Origin of the sequence: Streptomyces coeruleorubidus, from assembly GCF_008705135.1 — a bacterium.
GTDB lineage: Bacteria > Actinomycetota > Actinomycetes > Streptomycetales > Streptomycetaceae > Streptomyces > Streptomyces coeruleofuscus.
In genome coordinates this window covers 7,204,940-7,220,342 of sequence record NZ_CP023694.1, presented here as the reverse complement: position 1 = coordinate 7,220,342, position 15,403 = coordinate 7,204,940, and the positions used below count along the sequence as shown (strand labels likewise).

Annotated in this window: 13 protein-coding genes and 1 pseudogene; 9 read left to right on the top strand and 5 right to left on the bottom strand. The window is 73.2% G+C overall.

All coding sequences use genetic code 11. From position 1 onward, the window contains the following. Positions 1–19 precede the first annotated feature (19 nt). The gene (locus tag CP976_RS33320; RefSeq protein WP_150483634.1) at positions 20–1,486 is read right to left on the bottom strand and encodes an aldehyde dehydrogenase family protein; all 1,467 of its coding nucleotides are present in this window, start codon (positions 1,484–1,486) and stop codon (positions 20–22) included. Positions 1,487–1,870: 384 nt separating this feature from the next. Here CP976_RS33320 and CP976_RS33315 point away from each other — a divergent pair, with 384 nt between their 5' ends. From CP976_RS33315 to CP976_RS33305, 3 genes are all read left to right on the top strand, one after another. Further along, positions 1,871–2,665, top strand: a complete 795-nt coding sequence (locus CP976_RS33315; protein ID WP_150483633.1) for a DUF4142 domain-containing protein — start codon at positions 1,871–1,873, stop codon at positions 2,663–2,665. A gap of 44 nt (positions 2,666–2,709) precedes the next feature. Beyond that, positions 2,710–3,468 (top strand): TIGR04222 domain-containing membrane protein, encoded by a 759-nt coding sequence (locus CP976_RS33310; protein WP_150483632.1) that lies wholly within the window; start codon positions 2,710–2,712, stop codon positions 3,466–3,468. A 125-nt stretch (positions 3,469–3,593) separates the two neighbouring features. After that, on the top strand, positions 3,594–5,210 hold the full coding sequence (locus CP976_RS33305; protein WP_150483631.1) for an alpha/beta hydrolase: 1,617 nt from the start codon (positions 3,594–3,596) through the stop codon (positions 5,208–5,210). Here CP976_RS33305 and hemQ read toward each other — a convergent pair whose 3' ends face one another. Both hemQ and hemG read right to left on the bottom strand, forming a co-directional pair. Further along, positions 5,211–5,954, bottom strand: coding sequence for a hydrogen peroxide-dependent heme synthase (hemQ, locus tag CP976_RS33300; protein ID WP_150483630.1), 744 nt, complete (start codon positions 5,952–5,954; stop codon positions 5,211–5,213). A gap of 5 nt (positions 5,955–5,959) precedes the next feature. Then, on the bottom strand, positions 5,960–7,426 hold the full coding sequence (hemG, locus tag CP976_RS33295; protein WP_150483629.1) for a protoporphyrinogen oxidase: 1,467 nt from the start codon (positions 7,424–7,426) through the stop codon (positions 5,960–5,962). 158 nt (positions 7,427–7,584) lie between these two features. Here hemG and CP976_RS33290 point away from each other — a divergent pair, with 158 nt between their 5' ends. After that, positions 7,585–8,577, top strand: coding sequence for a DUF4349 domain-containing protein (locus tag CP976_RS33290; RefSeq protein WP_150483628.1), 993 nt, complete (start codon positions 7,585–7,587; stop codon positions 8,575–8,577). Between the two features lie 27 nt (positions 8,578–8,604). Then, positions 8,605–9,996, top strand: coding sequence for an FAD-dependent oxidoreductase (locus CP976_RS33285; RefSeq protein ID WP_150483627.1), 1,392 nt, complete (start codon positions 8,605–8,607; stop codon positions 9,994–9,996). A 118-nt stretch (positions 9,997–10,114) separates the two neighbouring features. Here the strand turns inward: CP976_RS33285 and CP976_RS33280 are convergent, their stop codons facing one another. Next, on the bottom strand, positions 10,115–10,450 hold the full coding sequence (locus CP976_RS33280) for a hypothetical protein (protein ID WP_086855375.1): 336 nt from the start codon (positions 10,448–10,450) through the stop codon (positions 10,115–10,117). Positions 10,451–10,512: 62 nt separating this feature from the next. On the opposite strand from CP976_RS33280, the pseudogene CP976_RS33275 reads away from it, so the two are divergent. Continuing rightward, positions 10,513–11,067, top strand: a pseudogene (locus tag CP976_RS33275) (rhomboid family intramembrane serine protease). A gap of 1 nt (position 11,068) precedes the next feature. Here the strand turns inward: CP976_RS33275 and hemE are convergent. Then, complete coding sequence (gene hemE / locus CP976_RS33270; RefSeq protein WP_150483626.1) at positions 11,069–12,136, bottom strand: uroporphyrinogen decarboxylase; 1,068 nt, start codon at positions 12,134–12,136, stop codon at positions 11,069–11,071. A gap of 101 nt (positions 12,137–12,237) precedes the next feature. On the opposite strand from hemE, the gene CP976_RS33265 reads away from it, so the two are divergent. From CP976_RS33265 to CP976_RS33255, 3 genes are all read left to right on the top strand, one after another. Continuing rightward, on the top strand, positions 12,238–12,912 hold the full coding sequence (locus CP976_RS33265) for a DUF3000 domain-containing protein (protein ID WP_150483625.1): 675 nt from the start codon (positions 12,238–12,240) through the stop codon (positions 12,910–12,912). A gap of 323 nt (positions 12,913–13,235) precedes the next feature. Beyond that, positions 13,236–13,898 carry a response regulator transcription factor gene (locus CP976_RS33260; RefSeq protein ID WP_150483624.1) on the top strand — a complete coding sequence of 221 codons (663 nt, stop codon included), beginning with the start codon at positions 13,236–13,238 and terminating at the stop codon, positions 13,896–13,898. Between the two features lie 186 nt (positions 13,899–14,084). Beyond that, on the top strand, positions 14,085–15,374 hold the full coding sequence (locus tag CP976_RS33255) for a ribonuclease D (protein ID WP_150483623.1): 1,290 nt from the start codon (positions 14,085–14,087) through the stop codon (positions 15,372–15,374). The last annotated feature ends 29 nt before the right edge of the window (positions 15,375–15,403 follow it).

Genomic DNA, 15,403 nt, shown 5'->3' with positions numbered 1-15,403 from the left:
GCCCTGCTTTCTGTGTCGTTCAGCCCTTGAACCAGCCGGAGGGGGCGGGGGCGAGGTTCTGGTAGATGTGCTTGGCCTCCTGGTACTCGCGCAGCCCGGTGGGGCCGAGTTCGCGTCCGACGCCGGAGCGGCCGAAGCCGCCCCACTCCGCCTGCGGCACGTAGGGGTGGAAGTCGTTGATCCAGACGGTGCCGTGCCGCAGCCGCTGGGCGACGCGCTGGGCGCGGCTCGCGTCGGAGGTCCACACCCCGCCGGCCAGGCCGTAGCGCGTGTCGTTGGCCAGTTCCACCGCCTCGTCCTCGGTGCCGAAGCGCTCGACGGTGACCACCGGGCCGAAGACCTCCTCCTGGACGATCCGCATCGACCGGTCGCAGTCGGCGAAGATCGTCGGCAGCAGGAAGAAGCCGCGGCTCAGGGCGGGGTCGTCGGGGCGGGTGCCGCCGGTGACGAGGCGGGCGCCCTCCTCCTGGGCGATGGCGATGTAGCGCTCGACCTTCTCGCGGTGCTCGGCGGAGCTGAGCGGGCCGCTCTCGGTGCCCTCCGCCATGCCGTTGCCGAGCCGGATGGCCTGGGCGCGGCGGGCGAGGGCCTCGACGAACCCGTCGTGCAGCGAGTCCTGGACCAGCAGGCGCGAACCGGCCGAGCAGACCTGCCCGGAATGCAGGAAGGCGGCGTCCAGCGCGTAGTCCACGGCGGCGTCGAAGTCGGCGTCCGCGAAGACGATGTTGGGGTTCTTGCCGCCGAGTTCGAGCGCGATGTTGCGCGGGCCCTCGGCGGCGCCGGCCATGATGGACCGCCCGGTGGTCAGGCCGCCGGTGAAGGACACCAGGTCGACCTCGGGGTGGCTGATCAGGGCCGCGCCTACGGTCGCCCCGGAGCCCAGCACCAGGTTGGCGACGCCGGGCGGTGCGCCGGCCTCCTCGATGAGCCGGATCATGGCGATCGTGGTGAGCGGTGTGGTCTCGCTGGGCTTGAGGACGAAGGTGTTGCCGGCGGCCAGCGCCGGGGCGACCTTCCAGGAGGCCTGGAGCAGCGGGTAGTTCCAGGGGGCGATGAGCGCGCAGACGCCGACCGGCTGGTAGACGACGCGGCTGAGGACGTCCGGGCCGACGTCCACGACCCGGCCGCCGTCCTTGCCCGCGAGTTCGGCGTAGTAGCGGAAGGCGTTCGCCACGTCCTCCACGTCGATGCGGGCCTCGGCCAGCGTCTTGCCGGTGTCGAGGGTCTCGGTGCGGGCGATGTCCTCCTGGTCGCGCAGCAGCAGGTCGCGGACGCGCAGCAGGAGGTCGGCCCGGTGGCGGGAGGTGGCGTTCGCCCAGTCCTCCTCGTCGAAGGCGCGCCGGGCGGCGCGCACGGCGCGGTCCACGTCGGTGGCGTCGGCCTCGTCGACGGTGGTGACGACGGACGCGTCGTAGGGGTTGACCACCTCCCGCCGGCCACCGGCCGCCGCCTGGGTCCACTCGCCGTCGATGTACAGCTCGCCCACCGCGGGGCCTCCTTCGCATCCGGCCGGTGCCGATCGGCTCGACGGTCAGCAACATGGCCCATCGGGCGGGCGGCGGCCACGGGGCGCACCGCCCCGGCGGCGTCCCGGTGGCCCAGAGGACCCGGGTGGGCTAGTCACCCGGCCTCGCCCGTGCGCACGCGAGTGTGCCGGGGCTAACACCCGGGTCACGCCCGCCTGGAACCATGGAATGTTTTAAGCCTCTTTGCCCCGGCGAGTCCCCTGTTCCGCCTCCCCCAATCGTCCCGCCCTGCCCCCGATACAACCCTTCGCCCTCGTACGGCAGTTGACGTAGACCCCGCAGTAACATGTCAACTCCGGCCCCGAAGCGCACTAGCGTGCGGTGCCGTACCAGGAGGCACCACCATGCGACCGCGACCCCCCGTCAAGGGCCGAGGCATCGTCAGCGGCACGGGGCTCATCGTCACGTGTCTGGCGGCGACGTTCGCCGCGCTGGTCTTCTCCCTCTGGCCGTACACCGACCGGCCGGGGACGGGACCGGACGTGCTCAGCGCCCAGACCCTGCGCACGAGCTACGGCCCGTTGTCCGCGCTCGACCAGGACTTCCTCGTCAAGGTCCGGCTGGCCGGGCTGTGGGAACTGCCCGCCGGGCAGCAGGCGCGGGCCAAGGGGACCACACCGGCCGTCCGGACGGCGGGCCGGCATCTCGTCGAGGGACACAGGTTCCTCGACGAACGGGTCCGCGGTGTCGCCGCACGGCTGAACCTCACCCTGCCGGACGAGCCCGGTGACCAGCAGAAGCAGTGGCTGGAAACCCTGGACGAGGCACAGGGTGCCGAGTACGACCGCCAGTTCGCCACCATCCTGCGGCTGGCTCACGGCAGGGTCTTCTCGGTCGTCGCCCAGGTCCGCGCGAGCACCCGCAACTCGCTGGTGCGCGACCTCGCCGACGACGCCAACACGACCGTCCTCGACCACATCAAGGTCCTGGAGGCCACGGGCTACGTCGACTTCGACGCCGTGGCCCGCGACCTGGCCACCGGGAGCACTCCCCCGGCGGCGGGCCCGGCTCCGGCCTCGCCCACGACTCCGGCCCCGGCGCCGGACCCGGCCTTCACTCTTCCGCCGCCCACCTTCCGCCCGCCGCCGGAGCAGCGAAACGGAACGTCACATACCGACAACACTCCGTCCGGATCGTGAACAAGGCATGGTGTTTCCGAGACCGTGTCACATACAAACAACATATGCTCTGGGTTCTTTTCCTGCTGGCGGCCTGGGTCGTGGCCGGCACGGCGTGCACGCGCCTGTGCCTGGCCGCCGTACGCGCCGCGGCCGCCGACGCGGACACCGGCCGCGTCCATGAACTCACGCTCTACGAGGCCGCGTTCCTCTCCGGCGGACCCCGACGGGTCGCCGACGTGACGCTCGTCGCCATGGCACGCCAGCGCCGGCTGCTCCTGGCCCACACCGGCTGGGCGACGGTCGTCGATCCGCGCGGGCGCGACGAGATGGAGCGGTCGGTCATCGGGGCCATCGGCCCCGAGGGGCAGTCCCGGATAGCGCCGCTGCGGGCCACCGCCTCCACGGCGGACGCGGTGCGCGGCATCGCCGACCGGCTGGAGCGCGCGGGGCTCGCCGTGCCCGACAGTGCCCGTACGACGGTCGCGGCGGCCGTCCGGCAGGTGCGCTCGGCGGCCGTCGCCGTACTCGGCCTCGGCGCGGCCGCGCTGCTGACGCCCCCTCCGCCGGACTTGCCGCGGCATCTGGTGGCCCTGTGGTTCGCGCTGCCGCTCGCCCTGACCCTGAGCTGCCTCGGCATCGCCCGCATCGAGGTCCACCCGTACTCACGCTGGGCCTCCCCGGCCGGCCAGCGGCTGCTCGGCGCACTGACCCGGAACGCGGACGGAACCGCCGACGACCGCACGTACCTCACCTCCGTGGCCGTACGCGGCGTCCGCGCGATCGGCGAGCCGGACCTGCGCGCCGCCTTCACGCACCGCTGAGCACACGATTGACAGACCGGGGCGCGCGGAGGCATTGAGGCCGACACCGGCGGATGGTGCTTGCCTTCCCCAACCACCCCACGAAACATCCCTTTTGTCGCCACCGTGCACCGAAGGGATTCCCGATGAGAGCCGCCCTCCTCTACTCGGCAGCAGGGTCCTTGCTGCTGAGCGCCCTCACCGCCGCCCCGGACTCCGACGGCTCGCGGGCGACGGCCGAGCTGCGCGGCACCGCGGTGGCCGCGGCGCGGGCGAAGGCGGCCGGCATCGACTTCGGCCCGTGCCCCGACGCGGAGGACCTTCCCGGCAGCATGCGGTGCGGCACGGTCCCCGTCCCGCTGGACTACGCACACCCCGACGGCAGACAGATCGAGCTCGCCGTCGCTCGCGCCCGGGCCACACAAAAGGACCCGCACAACAGCAAGCGCAAGGTCCGCCGCCAGGGCGCCCTGGTCTACAACCCGGGCGGCCCGGGCGCCTCCGGCCTGCACTTCCCCCTCGTCGGCCTGCTGCCCGAGTGGAAGCGGCTCGCGGCGGCGTACGACCTCGTCGGCTACGCCCCGCGCGGGGTCGGCCGTTCCGCGCCGCTGTCCTGCAAGGACCCCAAGCAGTTCTTCAAGGGGCCCACCCAGTCGCCGACGCACCCCTCCGAGTCGTACAAGAAGGAGCGCATCGCGCAGGCCAAGGCGTACGCGCGCGGCTGCGCCGAGCGGGCCGGCGGAGCTCTGCGGCACTACCACTCGCTGAACAACGCCCGCGACCTCGACGTGCTGCGCGCCGCGCTCGGCGAGGAACGGCTGACCTTCATGGGCTCGTCGTACGGCACGTACTTCGGGGCCCTGTACGCGACGCTGTTCCCCACCCACGTACGGCGGATGGTGTTCGACTCGGCGGTCGATCCCGACCCGGCGGAGATCTGGTACCGCAACAACCTCGACCAGTCGGCGGCGTTCGAAGACCGCTGGAAGGACTTCCGCAAGTGGATCGCCCGGCACCACGACGTGTACGGGCTGGGCAGGACCGCGCGGGAGGTGCGGCGCAGCTACGAGCGGGCGAGGGCCCGGCTGGCCGCCGAGCCGGCCGGCGGGAAGGTCGGGCCCGGGCAGTTGCAGGAGGCGTTCCTCCAGGCCGGGTACTACGACGACCAGTGGCCGCACCGGGCGCACGCACTGTCGGCGTACCTCAAGGGCGATCCGGGGCCACTGGTCGAGCAGGCGGCACAGCACCCGGAGGCCGCCGCCGAGGCGGAGAACTCACGCGCCGTCTACGTGGCCGTCGAGTGCAACGACGCCCCCTGGCCGACGGACTGGGAGGTGTGGGACCGGGACAACACCCGGCTCGCGCGGGTGGCGCCCTTCGAGACCTGGGACAACGTGTGGACGAACCTGCCCTGCGCCTACTGGGAGGGGCCGCGGCAGCGCCCGCTCGACGTCGGCACCGGGCCGGGCGAACTGCCGCCGACGCTGATCCTGGCCGCCGAGCGGGACGCCGCCACGCCGTACGACGGCGCCCTCGAACTCCACCGCCGCCTCGCGGGCTCCGTCCTGGTGACGGAACGGGACACGGGCACGCACGGCCTGGCGGGCGGGTCGAACGCCTGCGTCAACGGCCACATGGAGGCGTATCTGCTGGAGGGCCGGCTGCCGGGACGGGCTGCGGACTGCGCCGCGCGTCCGGAACCGAAGCCGAAGCCGCGTTCGGCGGCCCCGGAGAAGCCCGGGGCCGGACGACCGCTCCGCTGATCAGGCCAGACCCGCGACGAGCTCCGCGATGTCCTTGCGGCGGCCCGTGAAGAACGGGACCTCCTCGCGGACGTGCCGACGGGCCTCCGAGGCGCGCAGGTGACGCATCAGGTCGACGATGCGGTACAGCTCGTCGGCCTCGAAGGCGAGGATCCACTCGTAGTCGCCGAGGGAGAACGAGGCGACCGTGTTGGCGCGCACGTCCGGGAAGCCGCGGGCCATCTTGCCGTGGTCGGCGAGCATGCGGCGGCGGTCCTCGTCGGGCAGCAGGTACCAGTCGTAGGAACGCACGAAGGGGTAGACGCTCACGTAGTTCCGGGGCGTCTCGTCGGCGAGGAACGCCGGGATGTGCGAGCGGTTGAACTCGGCGGGGCGGTGCAGCGCCATGTTCGACCACACCGGCGTGAGCGCCCGGCCCAGCTTCGTGCGGCGGAAGAGGTTGTACGCCTCCTGGAGCGCGTCGCTGGTCTCCGCGTGCCACCAGATCATGAGGTCTGCGTCGGCGCGCAGGCCCGAGACGTCGTACGTGCCGCGGATGGTCACGTCCTTGGCGGCGAGCTGGTCGAACAGCTCCTGGACCTCGTCGGCGTACCCGGCGCGGTCCTCGGGGAGGACGTCCTTCAGCTTGAAGACGGACCAGAGCGTGTAGCGGATGACCTCGTTGAGGTCCTTGGCCAGCTTGCCCTTGTTCGCGATGCGGTCGGGCGTGGCGCTGGAGGCCGTGGTGGAGGCGTCGTCACTCATGCTCCTCATTCTCCCGCTCCGCCGTGCAGGCTCTGCACCGGGTGGGCGGTGAGCTCCTGCACACCCCGCAGGTCGCCGTGGATCTGGTCGACGGCGGCGTACGCGCTCGCGATGCACGCCGGGATGCCGACGCCGTCGTACGGCGCGCCGCACACGGCGAGCCCCGGGAGCTTCGCCACGTGCGCGCGGATGCGGGCCACGCGCGCGTGGTGGCCGACGGGGTACTGCGGCAGGCCATCGTCCCAGCGGGTGACGCGGGTGGCGACGGGTGTGGCGTCCAGGCCGGTCGCCGCCTCCAGGTCGTGCCGGGAGACCGCCACGAGCTCGGTGTCGTCGCGCTGGAGGATCTCCGTCTCGCCGTACCGCCCGACGGAGGTGCGCAGGACGACCAGGTCCGGGTTCTCGTCGGCGATCCAGCCCCACTTCTGCGAGGCGAAGGTGGACGCCTTGATGGTGCGCCCGTCCACCGGCGGCACGAGGAAGCCGCTGCCCTCGGGCAGGCCCGCCTCGGCGCGGCGGTAGGCGAGGGTGACCAGGGCCATGGAGGCGTACTCGACGCCGCCGAGCTCGGCGGCGGCCTCGGGGGACTCGGTGCGCAGGAGCCGGGCGGCCGCGGGGGCGGGGACGGCGAGCACCACCGCGTCCGCCTGCAGCATCCGCCCGTCCGTGACCACGCGCCACCCGCCGCCGTCCGCCGCGCTGTGGCTCAGCTCCGTCACCGGCGCCCCCGTCAGGATCTCGCCCCCGCGCGCCCGCACCGATTCCGCCACCGCGAGGGGCAGCGTGCCGACACCGCCCTGGATGCCCATGAAGACCGGGCCGGTCTGCCGGCCGGCGGCCGCCTTCGCCTGGATCTCGCGGACCCCCTCCGTGAGGGAGGTGTGGCTCCGGGCGGCCTGGAAGAGCTGCGGGACGGCCGAGCGCATCGAGATGCGGTACGCGTCGCCCGCGTAGACGCCGCCCAGCAGGGGCTCCACCAGGCGGTCGACGACCTCGCGGCCGAGGCGCGCGGCCACGTACTCCCCGACGGCCACGTCGTCGCCGACCTCCGTGCGGGGCAGCTCGGCGTCGCGGTCGATGCGGGCGAGGCCCTCGTCGGACAGCACGCCGGACAGGGCCGCGGCGGTGCCGGGCACGCCCATCACGTGTCCCTTGGGCATCGGGCGCAGCGCGCCCCGGGTCCAGATCGAGGCCGTCGCCGTCGCGGGCGGCTGGAGCCGGTCGGCGAGGCCCACCTCCCGGGCGAGCGCCACCGCCTCGGGGCGGCGGGCCAGCATCGACTCGGCGCCGAGGTCCACGCGGGCGCCCGCGATCTCCCCGGGCAGCAGCTTGCCGCCGACCCGGTCGGAGGCCTCCAGCACGGTCACCCGCGCCCCGCGCTCCAGCAGCCGGTGCGCTGCGGCCAGTCCCGCGATGCCCGCCCCGATGACGACGACCTGCCCCATGCCCGCACTGGCTTGAACTTCGCGCATGCCCCCAGCCTCTCAGACCCCACTGACAGCGCCGCCGCGCCCCGGTGTCCTTCACGAGTCCCGACCGTGACCGCATCGGAACCGTCCGGGACCAAACGTCCGGCCCCGCCCGGGCGTCGAAGAAACGTCAGCCGAACCGATCCCCGGGGGAAGCCCACATGCGCACACGACGACCCGCCCGCCACCCCGTCCCGGCCCTCGCCGCGCTCCTGCTGGCCGCGGCCCTCGCGCTCACCGGATGCAGCGGCGCGGGCGAGGATTCCGCCGGCAGCAGCGCCGCCGACCGGGGAGTCGCCGCCCCGGACGCCGACGGCAAGGCCGGCGCGAACGAGGCCGCACCCGGCGGCGCCGGAAGCGGGGCCAGGGCGACCGCGCCCGCGAAGCTCCCCACGGCCCACATCATCCGCACGGCCTCACTGACCGTGCAGGTCAAGGACGTCCCGAAGGCCCTGGAGGAGGCCCGCGCCGGCACCGAGAACGCGGGCGGCTACGTCGGCAACGAGACCACCACCCGGGACGAGGAGGGCCACGAGCGCACCCGCGTCGTGCTGCGCGTGCCCGCCGAGAAGTACGACGAGGTCCTCACCGAGCTGGAGGGCGCGGGCAAGCTCCTCGACCGCAGCGCGAAGGCGGAGGACGTCACCGACCAGGTCGTGGACGTGGAGAGCCGCATCAAGTCGCAGCGCGCGAGTGTGGCCCGGATCCGCGAGCTGATGGACCAGGCCACCAAGCTCAGCGACGTGGTCACCCTGGAAGGCGAGCTGAGCACCCGCCAGGCCGACCTGGAGGCTCTCCTCGCGCGCCAGGAGACCCTGAAGGACCGCACGAGCCTGGCCACCATCACCCTGTCGCTGTCCGAGACGCCGGTGAAGAAGGAGGCGAAGGACGACGACCCGGGGTTCGTGGACGCGCTCGCGGGTGGCTGGAACGCCTTCGTGACGATGGTGCGCTGGCTCGCGGTGGCCCTCGGCGCGGTCCTGCCGTTCGCGGCGGTGGCCGCCCTGCTCGCGCTGCTGTGGCTGCGCGTCGTACGCCCCCGCCTCCCGCGCCGCCCGCGCCCCGCGCCCGCCACGAGCGCCCTGGGCCCGCTGCCGACGGCCCGTCCGGCCCCGCAGTCCCCGCCCGCGCGGACCCCTGACGAGCAGGACTGAAATGCCGTGCTCCCGTAGCGTGTTCGCATGAACATGAGCCGTACGCGCAGGGAGCGACTGGTCGTGATCGGCGGCGACGCCGCGGGGATGTCCGCGGCGTCGCAGGCACGCCGTCTGAAGGGCCCCGACGAGCTGGAGGTCGTGGCGTTCGAACGCGGCCACTTCACGTCGTACTCGGCGTGCGGCATCCCGTACTGGGTGGGCGGCGACGTCCCGGACCGGGACCGGCTCATCGCCCGCACACCCGAGGAGCACCGCGCGCGGGACATCGACCTGCGGCTGCGCACCGAGGTCACGGAGCTCGACCCCGACGGACAGCGGGTACGCGCGCGTGACCTCGAGTCGGGCACCGAGTCCTGGACGTCGTACGACAAACTCGTGATCGCGACCGGCGCCCGGCCGATCCGGCCGGACCTTCCCGGCATGGACGCCCCCGGGGTGCACGGCGTGCAGACACTGGACGACGGCCAGGCGCTGCTCGACACGCTGGCACGCACGCGTGGCCGCCGCGCGGTGGTCGTCGGGGCCGGCTACATCGGCGTGGAGATGGCCGAGGCGCTCATCAACCGCAGCTACGAGGTGACGGTCGTCAACCGCGGCAGCGAGCCCATGTCGACCCTCGACCCGGACATGGGCCGCCTGGTGCACAAGGCCATGGAGGGCCTGGGCATCACGATGGTGAACGACGCCGAGGTCACCGAGATCCTCACGGGTGACGACGGGCGGGTACGGGCGGTGGCCACCCAGGACCGCGACTTCCCGGCGGACGTCGTCGTGCTCGGCATCGGCGTGCGCCCCGAGACGACCCTCGCGCAGGCGGCCGGCCTCCCCCTCGGCGCCCACGACGGCCTCCTCACGGACCGCTCGATGCGGGTGCGCGGGCACGAGAACATCTGGGCGGGCGGCGACTGCGTCGAGGTCCTCGACCTGGTCTCCGGCCAGGAACGGCACATCGCGCTCGGCACCCACGCCAACAAGCACGGCCAGGTCATCGGCACCAACGCCGGGGGCGGCTACGCCACCTTCCCGGGCGTGGTCGGCACGGCGGTCAGCAAGGTCTGCGACCTGGAGATCGCGCGCACGGGACTGCGCGAGAAGGACGCCCACCGCGTGGGCCTGCGCTTCGAGGCGGTCACCATCGAGTCGACCAGCCGCGCGGGCTACTACCCGGACGCCTCCCCCATGACGGTCAAGATGCTCGCCGAACTCCGCACGGGCCGCCTGCTCGGCGTGCAGATCGTCGGCCGGGAGGGCGCGGGCAAGCGGGTCGACATCGCGGCGGTCGCCCTGACCGCGGGCATGACGGCGGAGCAGATGACGACCCTGGACCTGGGCTACGCCCCGCCGTTCTCCCCTGTCTGGGACCCGGTGTTGGTGGCGGCCCGCAAGGCGGCGGCAAAGGTGCGTAGTTCTCAGTAAGGGACGGTGTGGGGGTCAGGGGCGCGGGGCTGTACCGATCTGCGGCTCCGCCGCGTGGGCGCGACCAGCCACCACAAACCCGCACCCGGCAGCGAACCCGCACCCCTACGGCGAAGCCCTACGCGGTCCCAGCAGTGCCGTTGATCCGGTCAATCGCCTGCCGCGCCTGCTCCGCCGGCGGCCGGGACGGCAAGGACGACACCGACGCCGACGCCGCCGTCACCGCCGGCGGCGGCTGCTCCCCCGCCGGCTTCGCATGCGCGGCGATCCTGGACGAACGCAACCGGTGACTCACCGCCTCGTCCAGCGTCACGGGCCGCCGCATCTGGGTCGCCAGCCGCCCGGCCTCCTGGCCGAGGCGGGCCACGTCCTCCCACGGCAGCCGCACCACCAGCGTCAGCTCCGCCTCGCCGTCGGGCAGGGCGTGCATCGGAGGAGTAACTCGGTCGTTCATCGCCTGTTCCTCACGTCGGCCCCGCGACCCGCCTTCCCCGCGCCGCGGGCGGTTGCCGACACATACGCACGCCCGGACGGCTGCGTTCACCAGCGGTGCCGATTCACCGGCGGCGCCCCGGGCACACGTGTGGCGTGGTGGACGAGGGCAGCCTGGCCCAGTTGTGTCACCTCCAGGCGTTCCTGGACCAGTACGCGGCGGTGCCACGGGAGCTGATCCACCATCAGATGCCCCGGCTGGTACCCACGGGCGACATCGGGTGGGCCCGCAGGGACCCGGCTGCGTGGTCGGCCCGCCGCCCTACGACAAGTCGCCCGAACTGAGCGTCCTGACCGCGATGTTCCTGCACGGCGGCTGGGGTCCTCGTCCCGTTCCTGGTCTTCCTGCCGCTGCGGCTGCCCGCCTGGACCGTGCTGGGCCTGTGGTTCGTGCTCCAGGCGGTGTACTCCTCCGGCGGCGGCCTCTCCGACGCCGGCACGGTGGCGTACGCGGCGCACATCGCCGGCTTCCTCGCCGGCATGCTGATCGCCTGGCCGCTGCGCCCCGGCACACCGCCGCCGCCGGAGCCGCGCGGCATCCTCTTCGGCAGGCGGGCGCGGCCCCGGCACACCTGGTGAGTCAGCGGGCGGTGTGCGTGTGCACGTACTCCACGAGCCGCGTCAGCGCGTCCGGGTCCGTCGACGGCATGACGCCGTGGCCGAGGTTGAAGACGTGCCCCTCCAGCCCCGCCGCCGAGTCCAGGACCTCGCGGGTCTTCGCCTCGACGGCCTCCGTCGTGGCGAACAGCACCGTCGGGTCGAGATTGCCCTGGAGCGCCTTGCCGGGGCCCACGCGGCGGGCGGCCTCGTCCAGCGGGACGCGCCAGTCGACGCCGACGACGTCCGCGCCGGCCTCGCCCATGAGCCGCAGCAGCTCCCCGGTGCCGACGCCGAAGTGGATGCGCGGGACGCCGTAACCGGCCACGGCCTCGAAGACCTTCGCCGACGCCGGCAGCACCGAGCGCCGGTAGTCGCTGGGGGCGAGGGCGCCGGCCCAGGAGTCGAACAGCTGGACCGCCGAGGCGCCGGCCTCGATCTGCACCTTCAGGAAGGCGGCCGTGATCTCGGCGAGGCGGTCGAGGAGGTCGGCCCACAGCTCGGGGTCGCCGTACATCATCGCCTTGGCGTTCTCGTACGTGCGGGACGGGCCGCCCTCGACTAGGTAGCTGGCGAGGGTGAAGGGGGCACCGGCGAAGCCGATGAGGGGCGTGGCGCCGAGCTCGCGGGTGAGCAGGCCGATGGCCTCGGTGACGTAGGAGACGTCCTCGGGGGTCAGGTCGCGGAGCTGGGCGAGGTCCGCGCGGGTGCGGATCGGGCGCTCGACGACCGGGCCGACGCCGGGCTTGATGTCGAGGTCGACGCCGATGGCCTTGAGTGGGACGACGATGTCGCTGAAGTAGATCGCCGCGTCGACGCCGTGCCGGCGCACCGGCTGGAGCGTGATCTCGGTGACCAGCTCGGGCCGCATGCAGGACTCGAGCATCCCGATGCCCTCGCGCACCTTGCGGTACTCCGGAAGTGAGCGCCCGGCCTGCCGCATGAACCACACCGGCGTGTGCGGCACGGGCTCGCGCCGGCAGGCCTTGAGGAAGGCTGAGTCGTACGGGGCGGACGGCTGCTGGGCCCGGGGGGCGTCGTTGGCACTCACGGGCCAAGTTTCGCACGCCCCCGAGGGGCGGGATTCAGCCCCTGGAGAGGCGCGGGGTGTCTAGCCCGGCACCCGGGCTCCGGTCCCCGTAACCTTCCGGCATGGCTGCGGCTCAGGGACCACTGTCGGACGGCGCTGGCGGAATGGACGAAGCGAAGGACACCGAGAAAGACCGGCGGGAGGCGGACACCACCCCGCTGCCCTTCCGGGCCGCCGTCGACGCGCTCAGGGCGGCGCGGCTGCGGCCCCAGATCGAGGCCGAGCCGACGCGCCCGCCGCAGCGGCTCGCCCCCCACGCCTACGCGCTGGAGGCCGCGGTCGTCGACGGCGACCAGGACCTGGCGGACGGCCGGCTGGTGCTGCTGCACGACCCGGCGGGGCACGAGGCCTGGCAGGGCACGTTCCGGCTGGTGACGCTGGTGCGCGCGGAGCTGGAGCCGGAGATGGCCGCGGATCCGCTGCTGCCGGAGGTGTGCTGGTCCTGGCTGACCGGCGCGCTGCAGGCGCGCGGGCTGACGTACGGGGAGCCGAGCGGCACCGTCACGCGGGCGAGCTCGCACTACTTCGGCGGTCTGTCCGCGCGTCCGGCCGCCTCGCAGATCGAGATCCGTGCCTCGTGGACGCCGCGCGAGGGCCTGGGCGGGGTGCCGGACACGGCCGCGCACCTGGCGTCCTGGTGCGATCTGCTCGCCCAGGTCGCGGGGCTGCCGCCGGCCGGGCCGGGGGACGCGTCGGTGGTGACGCTGCCCCAGCGGCGGGGACCGCAGTCCCGCTGATCGAACCTGTTCCGACCCCGTACTGATCGAACTTGTACGGGGCGGTCAACCATGCCCTGTCGACGATCACACCTGCGTCCCCCTCTTGGCCGAATCACTTTGTCGATACGGCCACTTTCGACCGCGTACCGACGCAGACCGAAACCGTTCGACCTTCGAATGATCGACCGCATGTCCGAATTGTACGGATTGTTATCACCGATTCGTGATCATTCTCTAAAGGCGGACGGGTTGGGTGCCGAAGACGACTGTGACCTTGAAAGCACGGTTCGTCCCGGCTTCACCCCCACGAGCCGGCCCCGTCCCGCACCCCAGGAGGCCTGGTGTCCGTTCTCCTCGAGCAGCCCGCAAGCCTGGTCGCCTACCGCCCGAACAAGCCGACCGCCATGGTGGTCGTGGCCGACCCGCGCGTCCGCTCCACCGTCACCCGCCACCTGTGGGCGCTCGGTGTGCGCGATGTCATCGAGGCCTCGTCCATCGCGGAGGCTCGTCCCCGCATCGGCAACCCCCGCGACATCTGCGTCGCCGACGTCCACCTGCCCGACGGCTCCGGCCTCACCCTGCTGTCGGAGACCCGCGCCGCGGGCTGGCCCAACGGGCTCGCCCTCTCCGCCGCCGACGACATCAGCGCCGTTCGCAACGCCCTCGCGGGCGGCGTGAAGGGCTATGTCGTCACCGGCACCCGCACCAACGTCGGGCTCCCCACCCGCCCGGGCGCCGCCCCCATCGGCGCCGCCGCCGCCCGCCTGCACCGCCGCCCCCCGGGTGCCCCGAGTCACCCGGGCGGCTACCGCGAACTCTCCGGCCGCGAAGTCGAGGTGCTGCGACTGGTCGCGGAGGGCCAGTCGAACAAGGCGATCGGCGTCTCGATGGGCCTGTCCGCACTGACCGTCAAGAGCCACCTCGCCCGCATCGCCCGCAAGCTCGGCACGGGCGACCGCGCCGGGATGGTCGCGGTGGCGCTGCGGACCGGAATCATCCACTGAACCGCTCCATGGTGACCCTTTGTGATCATTCACTCACGTGAACGGGACCGGCCGCGCGTCTCGTGCATGTCACTCACGGTTCGTGAACCCGCCGCTTCCCCGACCTGACTGGTTTGCGACCCTCGGGCGCCCGCCGACGGAACGTTCCGTCGGCGGGCGCTGTCCATACATGGATACCCTTGACATGTGACCGACGCCCACGAGACCGCAGCAGACAGCTCACTGCGAACCACCGGAGGCGCTCCTCCGGACGACGACGGATCTTCTGCTACGGAGGCGCCGATCCCCTTGCTGGAACCGCGTGAGGGCATTCCGCCCGTGATCGCGGACGAGCCTGCCCTGGCCCGGATGATCGCCGCCTTCGAGGCGGGCTCCGGTCCGGTCGCCGTCGACGCCGAGCGCGCGTCCGGCTACCGCTACGGCCAGCGCGCCTATCTGGTCCAGCTGCGCCGCCAGGGCGCCGGGACCGCTCTGATCGACCCCGTCGCCTGCCCCGACCTGTCCGCCCTCGGCGAGGCCCTGTCCGGCGCCGAGTGGGTGCTGCACGCCGCCACCCAGGACCTGCCCTGCCTGCGCGAGATAGGCATGGTGCCGACGCGGCTGTTCGACACGGAGCTGGCCGGGCGGCTCGCCGGGTTCCCCCGGGTCGGCCTCGGCGCGATGGTCGAGGGCGTCCTCGGTTTTGTCCTGGAGAAGGGGCACTCCGCCGTCGACTGGTCGACCCGGCCGCTGCCGGAGCCCTGGCTGCGGTACGCGGCCCTGGACGTCGAGCTGCTCGTCGACCTGCGCGACGCGCTGGAGAAGGAACTGGACCGGCAGGGCAAGCTGGAGTGGGCCCGCCAGGAGTTCGACGCGATCGCCTCGGCCCCGCCGCCGGAGCCGCGCAAGGACCCCTGGCGGCGTACGTCCGGCATGCACAAGGTGCGCCGGCGGCGGCAGCTGGCCGTCGTACGGGAGCTGTGGCAGACCCGGGACCGGATCGCGCAGCGGCGGGACGTCTCCCCCGGCAAGGTGCTCGGGGACGCGGCGATCGTGGAGGCCGCGCTGGCGGTTCCGGCCAACGTGCACGCGCTGGCCGCGCTGAACGGTTTCGGACACCGGATGAGCAAGCGGCAGCTCGAGCAGTGGCAGGCGGCCGTGGACCGGGCCAAGGGGCTGAGCGAGGCGCAGTTGCCGCAGCCGGGGCAGCCGGTGACCGGGCCTCCGCCGCCGCGGGCCTGGGCCGACAAGGACCCTGTCGCCGCGGCCAGGTTGTCCGCGGCCCGGGCGGGGGTCTCGGCGCTGGCCGAGCAGCTCACCATGCCGCAGGAGAATCTGATCACGCCGGACACCGTGCGGCGGGTCTGCTGGGAGCCGCCGGCGGTGGTGGATGCCGAGTCCGTGGGGGCCGCGCTCGCCGGGTACGGTGCGCGGCCGTGGCAGGTGGAGCTGGTGACGCCTGTGTTGGTGGAGGCGTTGTCCGCGAAGGAGGCCTAGCCGCCGTAGAGCTTTTCGTCGTACGGCGG